We start from the raw sequence: 26,199 nt of genomic DNA, 5'->3' as shown, positions 1-26,199 counted from the left end.
AAAAGCATGGTTAAACAACAACATGGATAAACAACAGCAGGCGCAGCAGCAGCTGGCTCCTCTGCGTGAACAGATTGACAGCATTGACAGCCAGTTGGTGCAACTACTGGCTGCACGGGCCAAAGTAACCGCCCAGGTAGGCAAGGTAAAGCAGCAATTCGCCTTGCCGGTGTATGTGCCTGAGCGTGAGCAGCTGCTGTTGTCGGCGCGGCGCGAGCAGGCACTGGCACAGCAGGTGTCCCCAGAGCTGGTCGAAGATGTGCTGCGCCGGGTTATGCGTGAGTCTTACGCCACCCAGGAAAACCATTTTGTCTGTTGCCGGCCTGATGGCGGTAAAGTGGTGGTGGTAGGCGGCGCCGGCGCGCTCGGCCAACGCTTTGTCAGTTTATTTCAGCGCTCTGGCTATCAGGTGGTGGTGCTGGAGCAGAGCGACTGGCCAGATGCCAGTACGTTATGCGCTGATGCTGCGCTGGTGCTGATAGCGGTGCCGATTACATTAACAGAGCAAGTGATTAGCCAGCTACCTGCTTTGCCGGATAACTGCGTGCTGGCCGATATTACCAGTATTAAGCAGCAACCATTAAATGCGATGCTGGCCAAACACCCTGGCCCGGTGGTTGGCTTACACCCGATGTTCGGCCCCGATATCACTAATCTGGTGAAGCAGGTCGTGGTGGTATGTGATGGCAGGGCAGAGCGTCAGTATCAGTGGTTATTACAACAGCTGCGCGTTTGGGGCGCAGAACTAGCCAGCCAGAGCGCAGCAGAGCACGATAAGGCGATGCAACTGATTCAGGCAATGCGTCACTTTTCGTCCTTGGTGTACGGCAGCCATCTGGCAGAAGAGCAGGCTGACTTAGCGCAGCTGTTACAACTAAGCTCGCCAATATACCGGTTAGAGCTGGCCATGGTAGGTCGCTTATTTGCCCAGAATGCCGAGCTGTATGCCGATATTATGCTGTCATCGGCTGATGTCACCGCCTTGCTCGAGCGTTATCAACAGCGCTTTAGTGAGCTTTTGCAATTGCTGAAAAATCAGGATAAAGCCGGCCTGATGGCTCAGTTTGCTATAGGCCAGCAGTTTTTTGGCGAACTCGCCGGCCAGTTTCTGCAGGAAAGTAAGCAACTGCTGCAAAAAGCAGCCGATAGCCGCAGTTAGGTTATTCTTTTTGTTCCATCAATCAAATTTAGTTTAGGTGCGTGCTCCCTCATATAATATTGACACTACTTCGTGCCTTGCTCGATTCTTATTGCTGTGTTTTGTTATTTCAGTCTGGCGGCTATACGTTGAGAGCTTTAGGCGAATACCTTGAATTACATTATTCATGGGGTAGCAAGATCGTGGCAAAATCAATGAGCTGGCCCTGCTGATCCTTACAACAACCTGGGGTTAGTTGATACCGAAACCCTGATTACAACGCGATGGGGCACTTAACGTCGTTAACGTATCCATCCAGCCGCGCTGTAAGCTTTGCGCCAAATGCGTTTGGCCAGGCCACGCAAGCCGGTACCTATGCTACTTTGGCGCAGTACTATCCTACCGGGCAGTTAAAGCAGTTTAATTATGGTAATGGTCAAGCTTTCCACCAGACACTGGATGACAAGATGCGACCATACACCCGCGTGGTAAGTAAGTCAGGCAACGTGTTATCGCAAACTTATCTCTATGACGCGAACGACAATATCGAAACTATTACCGACAACATTATAGCCACTAACTCACTTGATTTAGGATACGACAACCTTGACAGGTTAACCTCAGCAACCGGTTTTTGGGGCAGCGGTAGCTTTGGCTATGACGAACTTGGCAATATTGAAAGCAAAACCCTGGGCAGCGAGCAGCTAACCTATAACTACGGCACTAATAACCGGCTTAACAGCGTAACCGGCTCGTTAAATCGCAGCTTTAGCTATGACAGCAGGGGTAATGTAGAAAACAATGGTCAACGCGGCTTTGTGTTTAACCGGGCAAACCGGCTAGCGAGTTCAGGCACGGTAAGTTACAGTTATGACGGCCATGGCCGGCGGGTACTGAAAAACAACAACGGCGCCAAAACCTACAGCCTGTATAACAGCCAGGGTGTATTAATGAGCACCTATGAAAGCGGCGGTTACACCGACTATTTTTATCTCGGTAGCCAGTTAGTGGCCAAGTACAATGACCCTAACACCCAGTCAGACAAGCCCGGTTACACCGGCCATGTTGAAGATGACGACCTGCAGTTAACTTATATGCAGCAACGGTATTATGACCCAATTATCGGGCGGTTTTATTCCAACGACCCAATGGGGTTTAAAGCCAGCAATCCGATGATGTTTAACCGGTATGCTTATGCGAATAATAACCCGTATAAATTTGTTGATCCGGATGGGCGAGTAGTAGTCTTAGCAATTCCGTATGTCATCGAAGGTGCAGTTATTGCGAGGAATGCTTATACGGCTTACAGGGCTGCAAGAGCTCTTCAAAATATTATTCAATCAACTAATGCTGCAAATGAATCTGCCGACCCTATTGATCAACTTGTTGATGAGTTGAAAGGTGATAAAGTTTCTGCTCCTGGCAAAGAAGGTGATAGAGGAGGTCTTTTGGGAACGCCAGAACAAGCAGATGCTGATTGGGATAAAATAAAAAGTACGGAAGGTGCTGAATTAAAAGACGAGAACAATGTTAAGTTGCCTGGAGGAAGGCATGCGAATAGACATACCTCATCCCGCCCTTATCCTGACGGTGTTCCAGCTGGAACGGATACTATTAAAATTTATAAACCTGGAGCGAGAGTGCCGGAATATACAGCTCGGTACCCAGAGGTGAAAAAGAAATGAGTACTGTACACGATGACATTTTTTATCTTTGTAAAGAATTACATGATATCGATAATATTGAGTTACCAAAACGATGGTTCTCGTTGGCGTTCAATCGATTGTTGCATGATAATTTCGCTCCAAAGTTTATGTGGGATGCTTTATTTGAGTACTGTCGAAGATCTGGCGACTTAGAGTGTTATATCGGGGAGGAGGATTTTTTCTTGTCACATGATAAGAATGAAATGGATAAAGTTCTCTTAAGTGAGACATCAGTAATTTCTTATTTGGTGCATGACTTCAGATTCACGAGGAATTATGTTCTTATTTCTTTGTCTAAGCGTTGGGCTGTCCGTCTAGACCAAGACGTAATTTATTTCTTGTTTCGTGTCGAAGATAAAGACTACATATTTAAGTTATTTGGTGGGTTTGATAACGTAGAGAACATGATGTTGAATGAGTTTGATGGAGTAAAAGGGAGAGCTGGCGCCGTAGAAAAGTATGTCTCGGCGCTATTAAAAAATATTTGAATCATTCGGTTCGTACATGTTTCCAAAATTTTGTTGTCTCCCAGAGGGGGCATAACTCCTCAATTGAGTAAAACCACCAGCAGACCAGGCAGTGTATTATTGTTTGCTGGTGCAATGTAAAATAGCAAGGCTGGCAGCTGTGTGCAGCGCCAGCATTTTCTGGCACTGCTATTGCCAATGACAGTGGGTTTGGTATCAATAAGCTCAGCTTAGTTGCAGCTGAGTTAAGGCAAAATGTAGGTATGGCAGAGCATGGGTTAATGGTCATAACTTACTACCCGGACCACTGTCCAGCGCTCATCCTGTTTTTTCCAGATATGTAAAAACTTAAAAACGTTACAGTCTGGCTCCTCATTTTCGGTATGGCAAAAGCGGTGTTGGCCGGTTTGAATAGCGCCAAAATCTTTAATCGGGTACACCTCAGTTCTCTCTGGTAGCAACGTACGGGTTAGGTCACCAGCATTGGCGAACAGCTGGTTTAAGTTGGCGATAGTTTGCTGGTAGTCGGCCAAACCGCCGGTATCATGGTAGAACTCAACATCGGTATCCAGCAACCGCTTAGTGGTTTCAATATCGCGCTGATTGAACGCATCAAATAATTGTTTATCCAACTGCAGAATTTCATCGTGCAGAGAGGTGTCTTCGTTAGCAAATAGTGGCAACGAGCTCAACAGCCCGGCGCACAGTGTTAGTACAATAGTTAATTTTGACATCAGCTCGCTCCAATTGCGTGTTCCAGAGGAGTGTTGCACAGGAATGCGTATTGGGCAGGACAAAAATGTAACAAAACTTTAGCAGGTTTAGCAGGTTTCGGTGGTAACTGCTATCAACGGTTGCTGGGCCTGTTTACTCTGGCTGCGTTTGGCCTAACTCATAGTAATCATAAATCAGTTGCCAGGCATGCTCCGGGGTGTCGGCAAACTGAATAAGCTCTAAGTCCTGTGGGCTGATTAAGCCCTCTTCTGCCAGCATGTCGAAGTTTATTAGCCTTTGCCAGAACGCTTTGTCGTACAAAATAACCGGCACCCGTTCGGCTTTTTTAGTTTGAATCAGGGTTAAGGTTTCAAACAACTCATCAAGGGTGCCAAAGCCACCGGGGAAGGCAACTAACGCCCTGGCACGTTGCAGAAAGTGCATTTTACGAATGGCAAAATAGTGAAACTGAAAGCAGAAATGCGGGGTAATGTACGGGTTGGGGTTCTGCTCTTTGGGCAGCACAATATTTAAGCCGATACTTTCACCACCGGCGGCCATCGCGCCGCGGTTGGCGGCTTCCATTACCCCGGGGCCGCCGCCGCTGATAATCATTAAGGCACTGTCCTGATGTTTATTGCTATGCTCGGTCACCAGCTGTGAAAAGTGTTGTGAAGCCAGATAATAGTCACTGTTTTTCTGGTTGCGTTTTGCCAGTTTAACGGCCTGTTGTAACGTTTTGTCCTCTGGCTGCTTAGCCAGCCTCTGTTCGGCCAACTGCAGGTTTTTATCCGCCTGCTCAGGTGACAGAAAACGGGCGCTGCCAAAAACTACTATGGTGGCTTCGACGCCGTGCTGCTCCAGTACCAGTTGCGGTTTCAGGTACTCCAGCTGCAACCTGACATGGCGCAAATCATCCTGCATTAAAAAATCGTTGTCGGCAAAGGCCAGCTTGTAGGACTCGTGGTCCTGCAATTTGGCAATCGCGGCTTGTGATTCTTCAGCTGAGGTGAAATGGCGTTTATATAGCTTATGCGCGTCTGACATAACAGCTCCTGCACAGTGGTGTTTATTACAAACTAACAATATGTTTGATATAGACTAATCTTTTAGCAGTCAGGATGCGATATAAACTTAATTCGCTAATCACAGGGACAACACTATGTCTGTAGCCAATTTAACCTTTTTAGGTGCTGCCGGTCAGGTTACCGGATCTTGCTATCTTATCGAGCATAATAAGCAGCAAATTCTGCTCGATTGCGGCATGACGCAGGGGGCGGATCAGGTACGGGAGTGGCATAAGTTCCGCTTTGCCTTTAAACCGAAAGACATTGATCTGGTTATTCTCTCCCATGCGCATATTGATCACAGTGGTTTACTGCCGCTGCTGGTTGCACGCGGCTTTAAAGGCAAAATTATCTGCACTCCCGGTACTGCTGAAATCTTACCGGTATTGCTGAAAGACTCCGTTGGCTTGTACCTGAAAGATTTAGAGTGGCAAAACAAAAAAGCGGCTCGCGGCGGCAAAAAACAGCAAGATCCGGTAATGACGATAGCTGATGCCGAGCGGGTTAGTGAGTTGGTGCAGCCACTGGCTTATCGCAAAAGGTTAGTGGCGATGCCGGGGCTGGAGCTGGAATTTGCCGATGCCGGGCATATTCTGGGGTCGGCTATTGTCCAGTTATGGCTTAAAGGTAATCAGGCGATGCGTAAACTGGTGTTCTCGGGCGACTTGGGTAACCCGGCCACTGTACTGATGCATGATCCTACCGAAATTGGCCAGGCCGATATTGTATTGCTGGAAAGTACCTATGGTAACCGCAACCACCAGAGTCTGGATAATACCGTGGAGGAGTTTGCCAGTGCGCTGGAACAGGCCTACAACGATGGCGGCAACGTTTTTATTCCGGCCTTTGCGCTTGGGCGCTCGCAGGAAGTGCTGTATTACCTGGCTTTACTGCATCATCAGGGCCGGTTAAAGCAGCAGGCAATTTTTCTGGATAGCCCGATGGCAATCAGCATTACCAACATTTACAACGATTTTTTGCATGCGCTTGATCAGGCTGACTTAGACAAAATTGGTGCCGGCCGCAGTTTGCAACAACTGTTGCCGATGCTGAAGCTGACCCCGAAAGTCGAAGATTCAATGGCGATAAACCGGGTAAGCCATGGTGCCATTATTATCGCCGGCAGTGGTATGTGTAACGGTGGCCGGATAGTGCATCACTTTAAACATAACCTGTGGAAAAATACCAATCATCTTATATTTGTTGGCTTTCAGGCTCGTGGCACCCTGGGCCGGCGGCTGGTTGACGGTGAAAAACGGGTTAAGATGTTTGGTCAGGATATTGTGGTTAAAGCCAGGGTGCACACCATTGGTGGTTTTTCCGCGCATGCCGGCCAGAGTGAACTGTTAGCCTGGGCGAAAGCAATTGGTGGTCAGCCGCAGTTTTATCTGGTGCATGGTGAGCCTGAAGCTCAGCTGGTATTGCAGCAGGAATTAGAAGCCCTGGGAATTAACGCATTGATCCCGGCTAAAGGTGACAGTATTAAGTTGTAACCAGATAGTATTGGGCATTGGCAAATGGCTGTCAGCGGTTACAATGCTGCTAACACTTAAATTAAGGACAGCCATGAAACGAGTAACTTTTACTGCTTTGCTGCTTAGCTTTGGGCTAAATGCTGCGCCGGCAGATCTGCAACAACAAATATCAGACCTGTGGCAGCAACAGGATTTTGCAGCTGCCAAAGTGCTACTGGCTGATAAAGTAAACCGAAAAACCAAAGATGCCTGGTTGCTGGCAGCGCTGGGTCGCAGCGAACTTGAGCTGGGGCAGGCAGATGCCGCAGAAGAGCTGCTGGCCAGAGCAATACACATTGAAGCCGATAACGCCCGTTATCAGTTCTGGTTTGGCAGAGCAAGTTGCGATAGTGCTCAGCAAGCCAGTATGTTCAGTGCGCTGGGTTATGCCAAGCGCTGTCGCAAAGCCTTTGAGCAGGCAGTGTCGCTGGCTCCTGCAGATACCGGTTACCTGAAAGCATTAGGAAAATACTATGCCCAGGCCCCTGGCATTGCCGGTGGTGATAAAGAGCAGGCACTGGCTATCGCTGCCAGGCTGGAACAGCAAGACCCGTTACAGGGCCAGCTATTAACGCTGGAAATATTATTCAGTGCCGAAGATACTACAGCGGCAGAGCAATTCATTGACAGCAGTGAACTGTTGCAACGCCGGCCTGAGCCCTATTTTATTCGCGGTATTCAGCTGGCACAAAATCGTGATTATGCCGCAGCAATCGCGGAATTTCTTAAAGCCAGTAAGCAGGAGGTTGCCGATGATGAGGGCAAACGTAACCGCTTACTGGCATTGTATCAGCTGGGCCGGGCCAGTGTGCTGGGAAAAACAGAACCACAGCAAGGTATAGATGCTCTTAACGAGTTTCTGGCAGACGGCAGCATGACTGACTTTAACGAATGGGCACAGCTGCGGTTAAGTCAGCTTTATCTGGCGCAAGAGCAGCGGTCACAAGCTGAAGCAATTTTAAAGCCGCTGCTGGCGACTACCCAGGATGATAAGCTGAAGTCTGAGATTAAAAAAATCCTTTGAAATTATCATTCCCGGCAACGGGGCCAGGCTGATGGAGTAAAGCAAAATGGTGGCAAAGCTTGGTGGTATTCATCATGTGGCAATAATTTGCAGCGATTATTCACGCAGTAAAGCTTTTTACAATAAGTTGCTGGGAATGGAGATAGTTGCTGAAAACTACCGGCCGGAGCGGCAGTCGTGGAAACTGGATTTACAACTGGCCGATGGCAGCAAAGTGGAACTATTCAGTTTCCCCAACCCACCGGCTCGGCCCAGCCAGCCGGAAGCACAGGGGTTACGTCATCTGGCATTCAGGGTGACAAATCTCGCTGATTACGTGGCGTATTTAACGGCAAACGGGGTTAGCGTCGAACCGGTCCGGGTTGATGAATATACCGGTAAATCTTTCACTTTTTTTCAGGACCCGGATGGTTTGCCGCTGGAGCTGTATCAGCAATAGCACAGGAGGTTATATGGCATTACAACTTATTCCACTTATTAAAGTACTGGGGCCTTATCTGACAACAATTGCCACGACGGCTATCCCCGCTTTTACTGCTAAACCTGCTGAGACAAAAACCGACCCGGTACAGGCGCAGCAAATCAGTGAACTGCAGCAGGCAGTAACCAAAAATGCCCAGTCTTTGCATACTCTGGCAGAGCAGCTGCAAAAAGTCATAGCGCTGGCTGAGCAGGCGTCCAAAGAGGCCGAGCGTCAGATCACTACTTATAAGTTGTTAGTTATCGGTAGTACCGTTGTATCTGTTGCCGCCATTGCGCTGGCGGCCTTCAGCCTGGTTAACTGAAAGCAGTAACAGCTAGCTGGCGCTGACCTGGGTCGGCTCAATATCTTCACTGGGGTAGCAGCCTAATACCTTGACGAACTTGGTGATGTTATTCAGCTCCTCCAGTGCGCGAGTCATGGCGTAGTCAGCCAGGTTGGCAAATACATCCACGTAGAACATTTCTTCCCATGGGTTGCCCGGAATGGGTCGTGATTCCAGCTTGGCCATGCTGATGCCGTGTTGTTTTAATACCAGCAGTGCTTCTACCAGCGCGCCTGGTTGCTGGCCGGTATACATAATAAAGGTGGTTTTGGCTGGTATCGATTTGGCCACGGCAACGGGTTTGCGTGCTACCACGATAAAACGGCTGACATTGTCTTTCTGATTGGCTAAATCACGGGCCAGCACTTCCAGGCCGTATAACTGGCCACCTTCTTCACCGCCGATGGCAATCACCGTCGGATCCTGCAGCTGTTTAACTTTAGCAAAGGCGGCAGATGAGCTGTCGCAATAATCGATTTTGACATTGGTCAGCCCCAGCAGAAATTGGCTGCACTGCGCTATTACCTGCGGGTGAGCGCAGACCTGGCGTATTTTGCTAAGCTCAGCGCCGCTTATGCCCAGCAGGCAATGGGCAATAGGATGGGTTAGTTCGCCAACAATAGATAAGCGGGTATGCTGAAGTAAATCAAACACTTCGTTAATTGAACCTGACGAGGTATTTTCAATCGGTAGCAGTGCATAATCGGCATGGCCGGTTTCTACCGCCTGGACAATCTCGTTAAAACTGTCGCAGCCAAGTTCAATAATCCGCTCAGCCCGGCGGGTGAAATACTTCTGGGTCGCCCAGTAGCTGTACGAGCCCTGACCACCAAGAAAGGCGACCCGCACACTGGGGCCGTTTTCGCCGTTTAATTGTCCCTGTACCTTAGCCTGTTGCTGCAGCACCGAATCTTCAATAATGACATGGTAAATCCGGGTTACGTACTGGGCATCTATGCCGAGGGCCTTGCCCTGAGCGATGAGTGATACCAGCAGTTCCTGTTCCCGCTTTTGATCACGGATCGGTTTATTCTGGCTTAACTTGGCTGCTGCCACGGCCAGTGCCAGTTCACGGCGTTTCGCCAGCAATTGCAGCAATTGCTGATCGGTACTACTGATTGCCTGGCGAATATCGTCAAGTTCCATGATGTTTCCTTTTATCGGGCTGCTGTCAGCAAAGTAATCACTGGGTAAAAGTCTCAGGCAAAAAAAAAACCTCCCTGCGGGGGGAGGTTTCTTGCCAATTGTGCACGCACGGCCAGTTACCTCCCCTATGGGGGGGTAAAGCTAAAAAAACCGAGCGCGCAATTTAATCTTTTCATAGTCAGCACCATAATCCGTCTGGATGGCCAAAGTCAAGCAGCAGGTACCAACCTTAACTGATATTTTTTCGGACCAGGTAAAAAGGGTAGCGCCACCTCATTTAACCAGTACTGGTGATCAGCCCGGTAAAATGGCGACAGCGGGTGGCCGGACTGACCGGCCGGGATGGTCAGAATACCGTCCTGCTCCTGGCCCGGGGCAACCACCATTCGTTGCGACTGACCAAAAGAAGGCAGTTGCACCCGTGGCATATGGCGATCGCCGGCAAACTCAGAAGCCGGCATATTTAACCAATCACCCATCACCGGAATTGCACTACTTAGCGGGTGGCGGATTTTCGCCTGATTTTGTTTACCCCAGCGGCTGTCATGCAAGCTACCATGCTGCTGCTCCAGTTGCTGTTTACTGCTAAGCACCGCCTGTAACAATAGCTGTGACCAGTCAGTGTAACCTGAGGGCAGGGTATCTGGCCGGCGCGCCTGCAACATGGCCCACGCCGGCGTTTCCAGGGAGTATTTTAAGTAAGCGCTGCGGCTACCATGCTGTTCAAGCAGTGCCGACAGTGGCGCAAACATAAGCTCAATTGTCTGCTGCCGGAATTGCTGCACCAGGGTATAGCCAATATCATCACTTTGGGCATAACGGCCACTTTGATTTAGCAACATACGATAGTCAGTCAGCTGGTGTTTGGCGGTCACTTCAGGTGTCAGAATTTCAAGTAACAGTTGCTGCCAGCGCTGTAAAAACAGAGCCCGGTTATCGAGCTGAATTTGATGCAGCGCCTGCTCATCCAACTGGCCCTGACTTAACAGGCTGTCACGGATTTGCTGGCCGCGGGCGCCTAAATCGTAGCCGCCATTGCCCAGTAACCGGTAGGCGTCGCCTCCAACACTGCGGGCATTGGCTGTCCAGAGCACGCCCGAGGGAGGATTATAAATTTGCGGATACTGTTCAGCGCTCAGGTTAGCTGACCAGAAATTAACGCCATCACTCCAGTCCTGGGCGGTATCCCAGTCTGTTAACTGTCGTCCGGGTAGGGGACCCAGCGGCGTCCAGCCGATATTACCTTCTTTGTCGGCCACTAACAGATTCTGGGTCGGAATGCCGGTTATCGCACCAAGTGCCAGTGCCTGTTCGGTATTTTGCCGGGTTTCCAGTTTAAGCAAATTAAAGTTTACCGCGTTAGGGTCATAGGCAACCCAGCGCAGGGCAAAGGTGTGCTCACCGTAATTTATAAAGGGCCCCCAGCGGGTTTCCTGCAACTGCAGCGAGTAATCGGCTGCATCTTTAACTTTTATCGTTTCATAATATTGCCGGACAGGCTGCCAGCCCTCTGCAGTTAAATAGCTTTTACCATCTTCAGATAACTGCAGTTTAATTAAATCGTGCCAGTCTGCAGTACTGTTGGTAAAGCCCCAGGCAATATGGCCATTACTTCCCACTACAATAGCCGGCGCACCGGCCAGGCTCAGGCCCGTTACTTGTTGCCAGTCGTTGCCATCGCGCCAGTTCAGCTGCACTTTATACCAGGTTCCGGGTGCTCTGATCGTCAAATGCATATCGTTAGCCACTATGGCACTGCCATGGCTGGTCAGCCGACCCATTACTGCCATATTATTGCTACCCAAATCTGCACTGTCTTTTGGTGTGCAATCCATGCATGGGCTGGCGGCGCGCAATATTTGCGGATAAGGGCCGTCGGGCATGCTTACCGGTGCAACTTCTGTAAGATCAATAGCAGCCTGCCAGTCGCTGCTGTGTTGTTGTAAAAACTGAAACCAGTCGCCGGGTACCGACTCTTGCAATACGGTCATGGCATATTCATCCCGGCCCAGCTTGCCCTGCAATTCCAGATACATATTATAAATCACCAGCACAGAGTCGGTTTCCTGCCATAAAGCCGGTGCTGCTCCAAGCAAAGTATATTCAAAAGGGGCTGCCGTCAGCGAGGCCAGGCCATCATTAACCCCCCGGCTGTAAGCACTGAGCAGCTGCAAGTCGGTGGCAGTAAATTGTAACAGCGTCTCTGCTGCCCGTTCAGTAAAGCGATGACGGCGCCGTTCAATGTCGGTGGCAAGGGCTCGTTCGCCAAACAGTTCAGCCAGGGTACCGGCTGCGCTTCTCCTGGCCAGATCCATCTGAAAAAACCGCTCCTGAGCATGCGCAAACCCCATGCCATAAGCGGCATCATTGCGATCTGCGGCGGTGATACTCAGGTAACCCCTTACATCACGGTCAAGATTAACCGGGTTTGCCACCGCAGCCGGGTATTCGCCCTGATATTGCGGCAGACTGAGGCGCAGCCAAACATAGCCGGCCGCTACTACCCCAACCATTACCACCACGGTTATCAGCAGCAGCCATTTAATTCCCTTCATCAACTTGATCCGTTATCATAAAATCGAAAAGTCAGCATAGCAGGAGCAATCCAATTGGCGCAAAAAATAAAAGTGTGGGATGGCGCAGTGCGGTTTTTCCATTGGGCGATGGTACTGCTGGTGGCCGGATTGTGGTATAGCGGCAGTGAAGGCTATATCGCCATCCATCAGTTGCTGGCCTATAGTCTGGCATCGTTATTGCTGGCACGACTAGCCTGGGGGATCTGGGGTAGTCAAAGTGCCAGATTCAGCCAGTTTGCAGCCTCACCTAAAGCAGCAATAGGGTATTTGCGCAATACCACTCCGGTGGCAGGCCATAATCCTGCCTCTTCATATATGATATTTACTTTGCTGGCTTTGCTGATACTGCAGGTAGTCAGTGGCCTTGCCACTTTTGACAACAGCTATATGAATGACGGGCCACTGGTCGCTCTCCTGCCGGCCAGCTGGGTTGATCTGGCATCTGCTATTCATCAATTTAATATCGACATAATTCTGATCCTGATTACGGTGCATATTGCCTTTGCGCTGTGGCATAGCTGGCGGCATGATAATGTTATTAAAACCATGATTACCGGCACAACGGAGCTTGAGGGAGCCATGCAGCCAACATTGCGAGGTAGCTGGCGTTTTTTTGTGATGTTGGCGGTATTGTTGCTGTTAATGTATTACTGGCAGGGGCGGGCATTACTGGCGCTACTGTAACTGCAGCGCCCTGGGATCGATACTGTTGCCGCTGTTACTCTTTATAATTGTCGTGGCAGGCTTTACAGTTACGGGCAAAATTGCCAAATGCCTGGCGCAGCTCAGTGCGATCGCCGGTCTGCGCGGCCAGTTGCAAGGCGCTGGCATCGGCAGCCAGTTTTTCACCCCGCTCAAGAAAATCGCCCAGATTTTTCCAGATATCCGCTTTGGCGTCACCGCCACCCAGTTCTGTGCCGGCAATCTGAAAGGCCTCCCATGGCAAAGTAGTGACCAGTACTAATGCATCCGCCCGTTTCTGTACCCGCGCGGCATCAAAAGCCACTTCACCTTTAATCATTTCATTAATGTCACCCATATTGTGCCGGATAAGCTGGAAAGCCGCCTGGCGATACTTAACGGCATCAGCAGCATCGGTGAAGGCAGTTGCCGCCATTAATGGTGTCGAAATAACAAGGGTGGCAAGGCCGGCAAACAGGGCTTTTTTCATTTGTTCATTCTCTTTTGTTGGTTTTGCATGCAATAATGATAAGGTAATTACAATAGCACTCGGCTAGTGTATGTTGTACCAGACTGAATTTACTATAACAATAGCAAGGTCGCTTCATTGAAGGATGTAAACACTAAACCAACAGGGATGAATTCACTGGGGCTTAAGTTCTCAGTTGTTGTGTTTATTGCCATTACAGTGGCAGGCTTGGTGTTTGCTTATGCAGTACTATGGTTGCAGGAGCAGGCACTTTCTGAACAACAACTGGCTGCTGTGCAGCGAACAGCCAAGAATTATGCCCGGCAGCTGGATACCAATCTGGATGACAAAGAAAAAGCGGCTATTTTAGCCAGTCAGGTAATCAGCCGCTATTTAGCTGAACAAACCCGGGCCGGTACTAATATTCCGCGACCGGGCCCTGATAACAGGGTTCGCCAACAAGACAGCTTCTCTGCTGCAGTAATACCCTCAGCCAACCTTAAAGCCAATACCTCTGCTCTTTTCAGCCACAGTCAGCTGTTGTGGCAGCAATTATCGCCGTTAATGCTGCAGGAGTTTTACGCTTTCTATTTTGTCAGTGAGCAGCAGTTTTTCCGGGTTGCCCCGGCTGATTTATTACAACAGTTAAAGCCAGAGCATGATTTAACAACGGACTTGTATTATCGGGAAGCAACGCCACAGAACAATCCGGCTAAGTTGCCCCGTTGGACCCCGGCATATTATCACCCGATCTGGCAGGAATGGGTTGTCAGTATTGTAGTACCGGTTTATATCAAAGAGCGGTTTGTCGGCGTCAGTGTGGCTGATCTGGAGTTAACAGAAGTAACCCGTAACAGCAGTAACATCGGCTACTGGAGTCGCCATACTCAGACATTACTTTTTGACGCTTCAGGCCAGGCTATATCACCCACTATCATAAATAACAGCAGCCCAGTTGCCGCCAATACCCTTTATCCCGGGGTCGCTGTGGCAGAGCCTGCGCTGAGAGCCCATATTGCGCATATATTGCAGCCAACCCCGAATGGGGTATCACCAGACAATAACTACTTATTTGCAGCTGCGCCGCTGAAACATCTGAACTGGTATGCGGCGGTTTATCTGGACAAAGCCGAAGTGATGGCGGCACTAAATCAGTTCCGCGGCCGGCTGGTTATCATATTTATTGTTGTAGCAATCGTTTTGGCAGCACTGCTGCATCTGATCAGCTATCAGTTTGTGCTGAAACGATTAAACCGGTTAGCGGGCGCGGTGGTTAAACTGAGCCGTGGCGATATTCAACAAATCAGTTTAGACAACAAAAAAGATGAAATTGGCCAGTTAAACCGGGCTTTTACCGGTATGTCTGCGGAAATTTCACAATTGGTCACCGGGTTAAACGCCCGCATCGCAGAAAAAGAGCAAGCAGAGCGTGCGGCCCGCAAGTTAAGTAAAGCGGTGTCATTTTCCAGCTCAGGTATTTTGCTGACCGATCCGCATCTGAATATCGAATACCTCAACCCCTTTCTGACAGACTTACTGGGCTGTGAAGAGCGCAGTGTCGTCAATCAGCCACTGAATATGTTGCTGGCAGATGAAATGGCGCAGCTAAGTATTGAAATTACCGAGACATTGCATGAGCGGCAGCACTGGCGCGGTGATATTTTATTGCAGCATCAGAAATTGCCGGCGCGGCAATTCTGGGTCTCGCTGGCAATTGCCCCTATCCGGGATGATATTGGTAACTTACTGAATTATGTCTGTGCGATGCAGGATATTTCGTTTATCAAACAAAGCCAGAAGCAAATGGAACATCTGGCGTATTACGATATTTTAACCGGTCTGGCTAATCGCAGTTATTTCCGGGACCAGCTGCGTAAGGCCATTGCTATGGCGCATCGTGGCTACTATAACTTTGCGTTACTGTATTTTGATCTGGATGAATTTAAACGGATAAATGACACTCTTGGCCATGATGCCGGTGATGAGCTGTTAAAAGAAGTTGCCAGACGGCTGACCTCACGCTTGCGGGAGGAAGATACCATAGCGCGCTTAGGGGGCGATGAATTTGCGGTTATTTTAAGTGGTATAAAAGACCGTCATCAGGCCTCCACTATTGCTGCCAACTTACAGCAGGCATTTCACGAACCGGTTAAGTTAGGCCATCATGACGTGGCAATCAGTGCCAGTATTGGTATTACTGTGGCACCTGAAGACGCCTCGGAAGAAGAGCTGCTGCTCAAGCATGCTGATCTGGCGATGTATGAAGCCAAAGCACGCGGTAAAAATACGTTCCACTTTTTCAGTCAGGATTTAAATGATGCCGCCAACGAACGGCTGCAAATTGAAAATCAGTTGCGCGAAGCCATTCGTGAAAACCAGTTTTTATTGTATTTCCAACCTAAGATGGATATTCGTACCGAAGTAATAACCGGTTACGAAACCCTGATCCGCTGGCTACGGCCTGATAATACCCTGGTGCCACCCGTTAAATTTATTCCGGTAGCCGAAAGCACCGGCCTGATTGTGCAGATTGGCGAGTGGATAATCTGGGAAGCTTGCCGTTTTCTGGCCCGCCAGCAGAGTCGGGGCTACGACGTGACCTTGTCTATCAATTTATCAGTCCGCCAGTTTAACGATCAGGACCTGCCGTTAATTGTTGAACGGATTTTAAAGCGGACCGGGGTAAAACCGCGGGCTGTGATCTTTGAAATAACCGAAAGTATGCTGATGGGCGACACCGATGCGGCTATTAACCAGTTAAATCAGTTAAAGCGTCTCGGCGTGTCTTTATCTATTGACGACTTTGGTACAGGCTATTCATCGCTGAGCTATCTGAAACGTTTTCCGGTTGATGAACTGAAAATAGACCGTTCTTTTGTTAAAGATATTCCGCAGGATCGCAACGACATGAATATTGTCGCGGCTATTATCGCCATGGCTCAGAAGATGAATCTGCGCGTGGTGGCAGAAGGGGTGGAAACCGCTCAACAGGTGGAGTTTCTGCGAACCAATGGTTGCTTTGAAGTACAGGGCTATTTTTACAGCATGCCATTAGCAGAGCAGGAACTCAGTCAGCTCAATTACACAATTAACAGCTAAATTATAATAACTCAGGAAACATTTATGACACCAGCTCGCCTGTCCATGTTCAGCATGGCTCTGCTTGGTGCTTTTTGCACAGGTAGTATTGCCGACCAGACATCACCGCAACTTGGGATCCGGGATAAAACACCGAATCTGCTTGCGCTGATTAACGCCACTGTGGTTACCGAACCGGGTAAATCCCTGCCATCAGCCATGGTATTGATCCGCGATGGAAAAATAGAATCTGTCAGCAGTAACATTAAGGTACCTGCCGGCTACCAGAGCGTTGATTTAACCGGTTACCATTTGTACCCGGGTTTTATCGACCCTTATACCCAGTATGGTGTCCCAGACGCAGGTAAGGCTGAAGGGTTCAGTTTTGGTGGTAAACCGGTTTATGAAAATGAACGGGTAGGTGGTAATGCCGCTAATGCAGCGATTCATGCTGAGCAGCGCTGGGCAGACCAGTTTAAGCCCGATGCCAAAGCCGCAGATGAGTTACTGAAACAGGGATTTACTGTGGTTCAGGCGGCACGTCATGACGGTATCTTCCGTGGTACTGGTTTTGTCGCATCACTGGCTCAGGGCCTGCCAAACGATCTGATCCTAAAAGCGGACAGCCAGCAGTTTATGTCATTCAGTAAAGGCAGCTCCAAACAAAGCTACCCTTCTTCACTGATGGGCAGTATTGCCCTTATTCGTCAGACCTTTGCCGATGCCAACTGGTATCAGGCAGCACAAAGCAAAGAGGATTTTCGGTTTGTCAGCGGCGCTGTTGAGTACAATGCCGCACTGGCTAATGTGGCGAATGCGCCAAAACGGGGCGTGTTATTTGAAACCAGTGATGAACGGGCCTTATTACGGGCAGATAAATTACTGGCCGAATTTAATATCAGTAATGCGGCTATTTTAGGTTCCGGCCATGAATATAACCGGCTGACTGAAGTAAAAGCCAGTGGCCGTACCCTGGTGTTACCACTGACGTTCCCGGCCGCACCTGAAGTCACCTTGCCGGATCAGCAGCTGGACGTTAGCCTGGCAGATTTACGCCATTGGGAACGGGCTGCCGCTAATCCGGCGGTGCTGGCAGAGGCCGGGGTACGTTTTGCCCTGACCAGCCATGGCCTGAAGAAAAAAGAAGATTTTCTGCCTAATCTGCGCAGTGCGGTTAAACAGGGGCTGAGCCAGCAACAGGCATTGGCGGCCTTAACCACAGTGCCAGCCAGTATGTTAGGTCTGGAGCAACAACTGGGCAAAATTGCCAGTGGCTATCAGGCCGATATCGTGGTCAGCCGTGGCGATTTATTTGCTGACGGAGAAATTGTTGCAACCTGGCTGCGTGGCCAACTGCGGGAGTTTACGCCACTTGATGCCCCACAGTTTGCCGGCACTTATCAGTTGAATATTGCAGACAACAGTTTTGATTTAACGTTAAGCGGTCATGCCCCGAAATTAAAAGGCGAGCTGAAACTTGCTGACCAGAAAGTGGAGTTAAAACATTTGCTGGTACAGGGCCAGAACCTGCAATTCAGCGCACCACTGCAAAAGCTGACCGGTGCCACAGAGGTCGCCCAGTTCAGCGGCGTACTGCAAGGTGCGACGTTAGAAGGTCGCTGGCAGCAAGCTGACGGCAGTCAGCTGACAGTCAATGCCGCACGAACGGATTCGCCAGCAGCTGAGCCCGAAAAAGCGAAGACGCCAGCACCGATGGTGTCACAGCTTACCTATCCGAACCGGGCATTTGGCCGGACTATTTTACCCAAGCAGCAAAACCTGCATATTAAAAATGCCACTTTGTGGACCGCAACGGAGCAAGGTGTGCTGCAGAACGCCGATATTATTGTCCGAGAAGGCAAAATCAGCCGGATTGGCCAGCAGTTATCGACGCCGCGCGGTTATACCGTTATTGATGGCAAAGATATGCACGTTACGCCGGGCATTATTGATGAGCACTCGCATATTGCCACTGAGCAGGGTGTCAATGAAGGCAGCCATGCCAACACCGCTGAAGTGCATATCGGTGATGTGGTTAACCCGGATGATATTAATATCTATCGCGGTCTGGCCGGTGGTGTAACGACGGTGCAATTGCTGCACGGCAGTGCTAACCCGATTGGCGGCCGGGCACAGATCATCAGCCTGCGCTGGGGTGAGTCGGCTGAAGGCATGAAATTTGCCGGTGCGCCTGGCAGCATTAAGTTTGCGCTGGGTGAAAACGTCAAGCAATCAAACTGGGGCAGCGAGTTTACCAGCCGCTATCCGCAAACGCGGATTGGGGTGGATACCTTTGTCCGCGATAATTTCCAGGCTGCAAAAGAGTATCAGGCAAAGTGGCAGGCATACAATAAACTGTCTAAACGCCAGCAAAGCAAAGTGCAGGCGCCGCGGCGTGACTACCAGTTAGATACTCTGGTCGAAATTATCGAAGGTAAGCGGCACATTCACACCCACTCTTATGTCGCTTCTGAGATTTTAATGCTGATTGAAGTGGCAGAAGAAATGGGTTTTAACATTCAAACCTTTACCCATATTCTGGAAGGATACAAAGTAGCCACTGAAATGAAGAAGCACGGCGCCAGCGTCTCAACCTTTGCCGATTGGTGGGGCTTTAAAATGGAAGTAAACGACGCGATACCAACCAATACCTGTCTGATGCACGAGCAGGGATTGCTGGTCAGCGTTAACTCTGACGATCCGGGTTTGCTGCGCCGGTTAAATCAGGAAGCGGCTAAATCACCGATGTATTGTGGTATGGACGAGCATGAAGCGCTGAAAATGGTCACGATTAACCCGGCCAGACAGCTGAAAATTGATAACAAAGTAGGCTCGCTGGCCGAAGGCAAGCAAGCTGATCTGGTACTTTGGGATGGCCATCCGTTGTCGGTATATGCTCAGGTACAGCAAACCTGGATTGCCGGCGCCCGGTATTTTGATCGCAGCGAAGATATCAGCATGCGTGCGGCCCAGGATACTGAAAAGCAGCAGCTTATCCAGAAAGTGCTGACGGCAGGCGATTCAGCCCGCAATGGCGTGGAGAATGGTTATAAGCAGGACGATCCTATCTGGCACTGTGAAGACAATGCCGACTGGTTGCAACTGCGCTTTGGCGGGCAATCGGATCATACCGGCCATGCTCATACTCAGAACCATCAGTATCTGCAGCACTAGGGAGTAGCATAAGCGATGAAAACATTAAGCAAAATAGTGATGCTGGCAACGGTACTGACCTCAGCACTGCTCACAACAACAGTAGCTGCAGTAAACCCGGTACCGGCAGGCAAACAGCAACAACCGCTGTTGCTGCAAAATGCCATGGTGCATAGCGTAAGTGCCGCGCCAGCAAAGCAGGATGTGTTGCTGGTCGATGGCAAAATCGCAGCGATGGGTGCCAATTTGGCGGTACCCGCTGGTGCCAGGCAGCTGGATTTAACCGGCAAACATCTTTATCCGGGGTTAATTGCGCTGATTAATCAGCTCGGATTGATTGAAGTTGAAGCGGTGCGGGCGACCCGGGACGATCGCGAAACCAGCTCGACTAATCCGGATTTACAGGTACAGGTGGCTTATAATGCTGACTCTGTTGTGATCCCGACCATTCGCAGCAATGGTTTCAGCCACAGCCTGATTTATCCTGATGGCGCCATGTTAACCGGCCGCTCAGCATTAATGCAGCTGGATGCCTGGAACTGGCAGGATGCCACAGTGCAGGCCAATGTCGGCTTACACGTTAACTGGCCGCGGATGAGTGTACAAAATGGCTGGTGGGTACGCGACAGTGCTGAAAAGCAGCGGGAAAACCAGCAAAAGCAATTGGCCGAGCTGCAGCAATATTTTGAACAGGCACACGCCTATTATCTGGCCGAACAAGCAGGCTTAAACAGCGGCAAGGATTCCCGCTGGCATGCGATGCTGACGTTTTTTGCCGGTGAACTGCCATTATTTGTCCATGCCGACGACCCGCGGCAAATTCGGCAGGCAATGCTGCTGGCAGATAAGTATCAGGTGCGGCTGGTGATTGTCGGTGGCCGGGACAGCTGGCGGTTGGCTGACGAGCTTGCCAAAGCAAAAGTAGATGTGATTTATACCGCGCCTTATGGCCTGCCAACCCGTGGCGATGAAGCCTATGACCAGGCCTTTTCGGTGCCTGGCCTGCTGCGACAGGCAGGGGTGCGGATAGCGCTGTCACTAGATGGTTTCTGGGATACCCGTAATCTGGTATTTGCCGCCGGTCACGTTACCCGTTATGGCTTAAGTAGCGAAGATGCGTTACGGGCGCTGACTCTGGATGCGGCAGCCATTGCTGGCGTATCAGATCGACTTGGCAGTATTGAAGTGGGTAAAAGCGCCAGCCTGGTGGTGTCTGATGGTGATATTTTTGATTATCGCGGCCATAAAATTGAACATTTATGGATTGATGGTCGTGAAGTTGATTTAACTAACCACCATAAACAACTGCATGAACGGTTTAAGCAGCGTTATAACAACGCTGAATAAATACGCATAGGTAATATATTTAGGAAGTAAAAAAGTACTTGTTAGTGTTGCAACTGTACTTGAAGGTGAGAACAGGTTTGCTCTAAGCCGACCGTTGAAGCCCCGGACGGGCGGAAACGAGCCCCCAGGGATGGGTTTACGGCGTGTCGGCGTGGGCAAACCTGTTTGAGCCTGCTTCCTAACCTCAGTAGTACTTTTATTTGTGGAGAATCCATGTTTTATAAATTAACCTGCGGCGCGTTGTCAGCGCTGCTGCTGAGCGGCTGCACTATTGGCAATCAGCCTGCGCCGCAACAAAGTGCCCGCCCGGCAGCGATTGAAGCACATCTGCAATTTCTGGCCAGTGATGCACTGGAAGGACGTGATACCGGTAGTCGTGGCCATCAGATTGCGGCGAATTATATTGCCAGCCAGTTTCAGGCCATTGGTTTAGCACCGGCAGGCGACAATAACAGCTATTTTCAGCAGGTGCCGCTGCGCTCGGCCCGGGTAGCGCAGGAGAGCGTTAAACTGAGTTTTCGCCGCGGCGAAAAAGAGTGGCAGCTGAGCTATCCGCAGCAGTTTTTCAGTGGTGCTTCGGTCAACCAGACCGAGGTTGCCGTTACCGCGCCGCTGGTATTTGTTGGTTATGGTCTGGTGTCAGAAGAGTTTGGTCTGAATGATTATGCCGGGCTGGATGTGAATGGCAAAATTGTGGTGCAACTGGCAGGTTTACCAGCCTCACTGCCAAGTGAAGAGCGGGCTTACCTGGGTAGTATAAAAGGCAAGCTGGCTGCAGAGCGCGGCGCCATCGGTGTTATTACCATTCATACCCCACAGCAGGAGAAAACCCGGCCCTATGCCAATAGTCTGCTGTATTTAAATACACCCCGTCTGGCCTGGCTGAATGCTGCCGGCGAACCGGGTGCGGGCGACAGTAAGTTGCAGGCAGCGGCGTATCTGCATCCTGAGGCTGCGGTCAGTTTATTTGCGCAGGAGCAACAAAGCCTGGCCGATATTTTCGCCATGCTCGAGGCTGATCAGCACCCAGCTGGTTTTGCCTTAGCCAGCGAAGCCATTTTGAGTGCCAGTAGCAGTCATCAGCAGATCAGCAGCCCGAATGTTATTGCCATGCTTGAGGGCAGCGATCCGATCCTTCGGGATGAGTATGTGGTGATCACCGCTCACTCCGACCATATCGGCTTTAGTAATGACTTACGCTCGGATGACAAAATAAATAACGGGGCGATGGACAACGCCGCCGGGATGGCCATTTTACTGGAAACGGCGCGGATGTTCAGTGAGCTGTCAGTAAAACCGAAGCGCTCTGTGTTATTTGTGGTGGTGACCGCAGAGGAAAAAGGCCTGTTAGGCGCGGATTATTTTGCCACTAACCCGACCCGGCCAGTAGCAAGCCTGGTCGCTAATGTTAATCTGGATATGCCGGTGCTATTGTATCCGTTTGCCGATTTAATCGCCTTTGGCGCTAATCATTCCACGCTCGGCGAAGTTGTTGCTGCAGCTGCCGCAAAGGAAGGCATCGCATTAAGTGAAGATCCTATGCCGGAGCAGGCGATTTTTACCCGCTCAGATCATTTTACCCTGGTAAAACAAGGGGTGCCGGCGGTGTTTTTAATGACCGGTTTTACCTCAAAAGATCCGAAGCAGGATGGCGCGAAAATCTGGGGTAGCTTTTTTGCTAAGCATTACCACAAACCTTCCGATGACATTGCCAGCTTAACCCGCGAGTATGGTCCCATCCGGTATGATGCCGGAGCCGTATTTGCTGATATTAACTTTAATATCGCGCTGGATATCGCCAATAACGGCCAGCGGCCGCTATGGAAAGCTGACAGCTTTTTTAATAAGGTGTTTGGAAAAGACTATAACCGTGAATAAAGAATGCAGCACCCAGCCGGCTGGCTGGGTGCTGGAGGTTTATTGCTCCAGTAATTTATAGAGCAGTGCCTTTACCAGTTCAGGTTCAAATGGTTTATCGCACATTGCGTTAACGCCAGACTGAGCAATGTTGCTTAGGTGAGTATCGTTAGCTTCGCTGGTTACCATTAATACCGGAATATGCGACTGCTGGCTGTTTTCCCGGATATACTGGGTCAGCTCGCGGCCATTAACCTCCGGCATATTGTAGTCAGTAACCACCAGATCGAACATTTGCTGTTTTAATATGCCGATGGCTTCGCGGCCATCTTCTGCTTCGGTCAGGTGTTGAATACCCAGGTTGCTCAGCACCCGTTTTATATGATTACGAGCCAGTCTGCTGTCATCCACCACTAATACCCGGATGTCGTGCACATCGAATAATGACAGTTCAAGCTCGCTTGGGCTTAATAAATCAATAGCCGCATTTAATGCTTTACCTAAATGCGCTGTAGTGAAAGGTTTGGGCAGAATAGCCACCACACCGGATTGTTTAAATTCTTCTAAGGTTGCTTTGCGGGTTTCACTGGATACCAGCATAAACGGAATTTCTGCCAGCTTAGGGTGTTGTTTAATCTTCTGGAGCAAATCCAGCGCAGTGCCATCGGCAAAATGCAGGGCACAGGCGATTAAGTCGGGCTGGTGTTCATTCAGTTGCAAAAATGCCGCACTGACCGAGTTTGCTTCGCTGATGTGCTGAACCTGCTCCTGTTTCAGATGATGACTGATAATTTTGCGCTGAGTATCTGACGGCTCGACCAGTAAGATATGCAGATCGGCGGGGGATAATTGTTGCATAGTAATTCCTGTAGCTGATGCTGGCTTATATACAGCCTGGTTTAACCGCCGGCCCATTTCACATTAAAACCAAGCTGGTTTAAATGTTGCTCAATGAGTTGCCGTTTATCGGCCTGAATTTCAATAATACCGTCTTTAACCGCACCCCCGCAGGCACATTTTTTCTTTAACGCGCTGCAGATATCGGTAAGTTCAGCAGCGGGCCTGGCAATGCCGCTGATAGTCAGCACTGTTTTACCGCCGCGGCCTTTTTTTTCCCGTCGCAGGCGGATTGCGCCATCAGGATAAGCGGTACCACCAGGCTCAGCCGTCTTAGGTGGCGTTACAGTGCCACTTGCTGTGCTGTACACCAGTGCAGCGTCAGCATTATGCTGGGTATCGGCAACTGTAGAGCCATTATCCGGCTTATTGTCGCCCCGACCTAGCTGTTGCTGCCAGTCGGCGAGGGAGATTTTTTGTGCCATAACTTTTGCCGTTACGAAAAAGAGTAAGCTAATAGTGGCGTCAGCTTACCGAGCCAACGCGATGCCAGCAAGTTTTTCTCTGGCTGGCTTGGCTTTTTAAGTTCTTCTGCTAAAATAGCCCGTCTTTTGGAAATCTGGATGGCTATAGCCCGGTGAAGTATGCAGGCATTTGAATATTTACGACGTAGTGGTTTGCTGGATGAATATGGTGATATCAGCGCAGAAGTTGAGCGTGCCCGCCAGGCTTTAACGCAGTACCTGCAGACGGCCACAAGCGAAGTGCGCTGGCAGTTTCAGGTACCTGAGCTTGGTGAGGGCGGCGCTTGCAGTTTATTTGGTCAGCTGGCCGCTGAGCCGTATTCATTGCTTCCGATTTTAGGTGGTGCAACCCCTGAGAATCAACTTGCACTGACTAAATTAGCTGCAGTGGCCGGTTACTACCAGCAGCATAGTGCTCAGGATTGGTTTGGTATTTATCAGGCCCGTCAGAATACTGCTGCTGAGCCGGTACTGGTAAAACTGGCCTATTACGGGGCGCCATCGCGGGCCGAGTTTCCACTTACCAGCGAATTTGCCCAAATCAGTAATAACAGTACCGTTGGTTTGTCGGGCCGGGCCCGGGTGATCAATAGTGTGCCGGCCTACTTAGCAGCAGGTGGTGAATATTATACCTGCGATCCGAAAGTTCAGGCTGAAGCCTGTTTGCCTCTGTTTGACCAATCAGGCAAAATAGCGGGTATTGTCGATGCCGAACATTTTCAGCAAGCTATATTTACTCCTGCTGCCATGGCATTACTGGTAGCGGTGTGCTTGGTAGTGCCGGACTATTTGCCCTAGCAAGTTACCCTAGCCAGTAAGCAAGCTGCTTACTTTTATTGAACATTTTAACCAGGTAGAGCCTTATGTTTTCTCAGTTACAAACGGTTGCCACTGATCCTATTCTGGGCCTGATGGCCGAGTATAAAGCAGATCCTAACCCTAACAAGGTTGATTTAGGGGTGGGGGTGTATAAAGACGAACAAGGCCATACTGCGGTACTTAAATGTGTCAAACAAGCAGAAGCGCTGCGCTTAAAGCTGGAAGACAGCAAAACCTATATTGGTATGGCTGGCGATCTGACGTTTAACAGCCATATTGAAAAGCTGGCTTTTGGTCCGGCACATCAGGTATTACTGGCCAACCGGGTAACGACTGCTCATACCCCTGGTGGCACCGGCGCGCTAAGAGTTGCGGCTGAGTTTATTAAACGGGCGAACCCTGATGCAACTATCTGGGTAACCACGCCTACCTGGGCAAACCATATTTCGTTGTTTCAGGCGGCCGGATTAAAGGTGAAAGAGTACGCCTATTACGACTACGACACTAAAGGCTTGCAGAGCGAGCAGATGTTTGCCGATTTAAATAACGTTGCCGCTGGTGATGTGGTGCTGGTCCATGCCTGCTGTCATAACCCCAGTGGCATGGATTTAAACTTTGAGCAGTGGCAGCGTTTTACCGCTATTGCTAAAGAGCGTGGTTTTACCCCGCTGGTTGATATGGCGTACCAGGGCTTTGGTGCCGGGCTGGATGAGGATGCTGCAGGCTTACGCTATCTGGCGGATAATGTGCCTGAGTTGCTGCTATGTAGTTCTTGCTCGAAAAACTTTGGTTTATATCGCGAGCGGATTGGTGCAGTCAGTATTGTCGCTGAGAACAGCAAAGTGGCTGAGATTGCCCGGGTGAACCTGTTAAGTGTGGTGCGCAGTATATACTCAATGCCACCGGCACACGGCGCAATTATTGTCAGCCATATTCTGGATAGCAAAGAGCTGACCGCCTTGTGGCATCAGGAGCTGGCAGACATGCGCAACCGGATTAACGATTACCGGCAGCTGATTATTGATAAACTGGCGGCAGAAGGGGTGACAGACGATTTCAGCTTTATCAGCCGTCAGCATGGCATGTTTAGTTTTCTGGGGATCAGCAAAGCGCAAATTGAGCGCCTGAAAGCAGAATTCAGTATTTATATGGTCGGCTCAAGCCGGATCAGTATTTCTGGTTTAAACCACAGCAATATTGATTATTTCGCTAAATCGGTAGCGACGGTTTTAAAAAACTAAATCAGCGTCTGCTATCACAAAATCCAGCTAAAACC

21 protein-coding genes are annotated in these 26,199 nt (G+C 49.9%); 14 read left to right on the top strand and 7 right to left on the bottom strand.

The genetic code is table 11. The features are described from left to right. The first annotated feature begins 22 nt into the window (after positions 1 to 22). From tyrA to R3187_RS02935, 3 genes are all read left to right on the top strand, one after another. A complete protein-coding gene (gene tyrA, locus R3187_RS02945; protein WP_318965203.1) occupies positions 23 to 1,159 on the top strand; it encodes a bifunctional chorismate mutase/prephenate dehydrogenase in 1,137 nt (378 codons plus the stop codon). Positions 1,160 to 1,422: 263 nt separating this feature from the next. Beyond that, the gene (locus R3187_RS02940) at positions 1,423 to 2,823 is read left to right on the top strand and encodes an RHS repeat-associated core domain-containing protein (RefSeq protein WP_318965202.1); all 1,401 of its coding nucleotides are present in this window, start codon (positions 1,423 to 1,425) and stop codon (positions 2,821 to 2,823) included. Then, a complete protein-coding gene (locus R3187_RS02935; protein WP_318965201.1) occupies positions 2,820 to 3,332 on the top strand; it encodes a hypothetical protein in 513 nt (170 codons plus the stop codon). Before R3187_RS02940 ends, R3187_RS02935 begins: the two co-directional genes overlap by 4 nt. Positions 3,333 to 3,589: 257 nt before the next feature. Here R3187_RS02935 and R3187_RS02930 read toward each other — a convergent pair whose 3' ends face one another. Both R3187_RS02930 and R3187_RS02925 read right to left on the bottom strand, forming a co-directional pair. Further along, complete coding sequence (locus R3187_RS02930) at positions 3,590 to 4,045, bottom strand: nuclear transport factor 2 family protein (RefSeq protein ID WP_318965200.1); 456 nt, start codon at positions 4,043 to 4,045, stop codon at positions 3,590 to 3,592. Between the two features lie 133 nt (positions 4,046 to 4,178). Next, positions 4,179 to 5,072 carry a TIGR00730 family Rossman fold protein gene (locus R3187_RS02925; protein WP_318965199.1) on the bottom strand — a complete coding sequence of 298 codons (894 nt, stop codon included), beginning with the start codon at positions 5,070 to 5,072 and terminating at the stop codon, positions 4,179 to 4,181. A 115-nt stretch (positions 5,073 to 5,187) separates the two neighbouring features. Between R3187_RS02925 and R3187_RS02920 the strand changes: the two genes are divergently transcribed. The 4 genes from R3187_RS02920 (at position 5,188) to R3187_RS02905 (ending at position 8,415) form a co-directional block, all read left to right on the top strand. Further along, entirely contained in the window at positions 5,188 to 6,585 is a 1,398-nt protein-coding gene (locus tag R3187_RS02920; protein ID WP_318965198.1) for an MBL fold metallo-hydrolase, read from the top strand. A gap of 73 nt (positions 6,586 to 6,658) precedes the next feature. Then, complete coding sequence (locus tag R3187_RS02915; RefSeq protein WP_318965197.1) at positions 6,659 to 7,630, top strand: tetratricopeptide repeat protein; 972 nt, start codon at positions 6,659 to 6,661, stop codon at positions 7,628 to 7,630. A 46-nt stretch (positions 7,631 to 7,676) separates the two neighbouring features. Next, positions 7,677 to 8,069: a VOC family protein gene (locus R3187_RS02910; RefSeq protein WP_318965196.1), complete on the top strand. Its 393-nt coding sequence runs from the start codon at positions 7,677 to 7,679 to the stop codon at positions 8,067 to 8,069. A gap of 13 nt (positions 8,070 to 8,082) precedes the next feature. Continuing rightward, positions 8,083 to 8,415 carry a hypothetical protein gene (locus R3187_RS02905; RefSeq protein ID WP_318965195.1) on the top strand — a complete coding sequence of 111 codons (333 nt, stop codon included), beginning with the start codon at positions 8,083 to 8,085 and terminating at the stop codon, positions 8,413 to 8,415. Positions 8,416 to 8,427: 12 nt separating this feature from the next. Here the strand turns inward: R3187_RS02905 and R3187_RS02900 are convergent, their stop codons facing one another. Together R3187_RS02900 and R3187_RS02895 are read right to left on the bottom strand one after the other, a co-directional pair. Next, positions 8,428 to 9,582 (bottom strand): chorismate mutase, encoded by a 1,155-nt coding sequence (locus R3187_RS02900; protein ID WP_318965194.1) that lies wholly within the window; start codon positions 9,580 to 9,582, stop codon positions 8,428 to 8,430. Positions 9,583 to 9,791: 209 nt separating this feature from the next. Then, positions 9,792 to 12,137 carry a penicillin acylase family protein gene (locus R3187_RS02895; protein ID WP_318965193.1) on the bottom strand — a complete coding sequence of 782 codons (2,346 nt, stop codon included), beginning with the start codon at positions 12,135 to 12,137 and terminating at the stop codon, positions 9,792 to 9,794. A 54-nt stretch (positions 12,138 to 12,191) separates the two neighbouring features. On the opposite strand from R3187_RS02895, the gene R3187_RS02890 reads away from it, so the two are divergent. After that, complete coding sequence (locus tag R3187_RS02890; protein WP_318965192.1) at positions 12,192 to 12,842, top strand: cytochrome b/b6 domain-containing protein; 651 nt, start codon at positions 12,192 to 12,194, stop codon at positions 12,840 to 12,842. Positions 12,843 to 12,876: 34 nt separating this feature from the next. Here R3187_RS02890 and R3187_RS02885 read toward each other — a convergent pair whose 3' ends face one another. Beyond that, a complete protein-coding gene (locus tag R3187_RS02885) occupies positions 12,877 to 13,329 on the bottom strand; it encodes a cytochrome c (RefSeq protein WP_318965191.1) in 453 nt (150 codons plus the stop codon). A gap of 117 nt (positions 13,330 to 13,446) precedes the next feature. On the opposite strand from R3187_RS02885, the gene R3187_RS02880 reads away from it, so the two are divergent. The 4 genes from R3187_RS02880 (at position 13,447) to R3187_RS02865 (ending at position 22,764) form a co-directional block, all read left to right on the top strand. Continuing rightward, positions 13,447 to 16,407, top strand: coding sequence for an EAL domain-containing protein (locus tag R3187_RS02880; protein ID WP_318965190.1), 2,961 nt, complete (start codon positions 13,447 to 13,449; stop codon positions 16,405 to 16,407). 24 nt (positions 16,408 to 16,431) lie between these two features. Continuing rightward, complete coding sequence (locus R3187_RS02875; protein ID WP_318965189.1) at positions 16,432 to 19,560, top strand: amidohydrolase family protein; 3,129 nt, start codon at positions 16,432 to 16,434, stop codon at positions 19,558 to 19,560. A gap of 15 nt (positions 19,561 to 19,575) precedes the next feature. Then, positions 19,576 to 20,886: an amidohydrolase family protein gene (locus tag R3187_RS02870; RefSeq protein ID WP_318965188.1), complete on the top strand. Its 1,311-nt coding sequence runs from the start codon at positions 19,576 to 19,578 to the stop codon at positions 20,884 to 20,886. Positions 20,887 to 21,099: 213 nt separating this feature from the next. Beyond that, the gene (locus R3187_RS02865; RefSeq protein ID WP_318965187.1) at positions 21,100 to 22,764 is read left to right on the top strand and encodes a M28 family metallopeptidase; all 1,665 of its coding nucleotides are present in this window, start codon (positions 21,100 to 21,102) and stop codon (positions 22,762 to 22,764) included. Between the two features lie 39 nt (positions 22,765 to 22,803). Here R3187_RS02865 and R3187_RS02860 read toward each other — a convergent pair whose 3' ends face one another. Together R3187_RS02860 and R3187_RS02855 are read right to left on the bottom strand one after the other, a co-directional pair. Further along, positions 22,804 to 23,601 (bottom strand): response regulator, encoded by a 798-nt coding sequence (locus R3187_RS02860; protein ID WP_318965186.1) that lies wholly within the window; start codon positions 23,599 to 23,601, stop codon positions 22,804 to 22,806. Positions 23,602 to 23,642: 41 nt separating this feature from the next. Continuing rightward, positions 23,643 to 24,065, bottom strand: coding sequence for a translation initiation factor (locus R3187_RS02855; RefSeq protein ID WP_318965185.1), 423 nt, complete (start codon positions 24,063 to 24,065; stop codon positions 23,643 to 23,645). 159 nt (positions 24,066 to 24,224) lie between these two features. Here R3187_RS02855 and R3187_RS02850 point away from each other — a divergent pair, with 159 nt between their 5' ends. Further along, on the top strand, positions 24,225 to 24,902 hold the full coding sequence (locus R3187_RS02850) for a histidine kinase (protein ID WP_318965184.1): 678 nt from the start codon (positions 24,225 to 24,227) through the stop codon (positions 24,900 to 24,902). Between the two features lie 65 nt (positions 24,903 to 24,967). Beyond that, positions 24,968 to 26,164, top strand: a complete 1,197-nt coding sequence (locus R3187_RS02845; RefSeq protein ID WP_318965183.1) for an amino acid aminotransferase — start codon at positions 24,968 to 24,970, stop codon at positions 26,162 to 26,164. Positions 26,165 to 26,199: the final 35 nt, after the last annotated feature.

The organism is Arsukibacterium sp., from assembly GCF_033721375.1.
Lineage (GTDB): Bacteria > Pseudomonadota > Gammaproteobacteria > Enterobacterales > Alteromonadaceae > Alishewanella.
The sequence above is the reverse complement of the archived record's forward strand: the minus strand, read 5'-3'. Positions and strand labels throughout refer to the sequence as shown.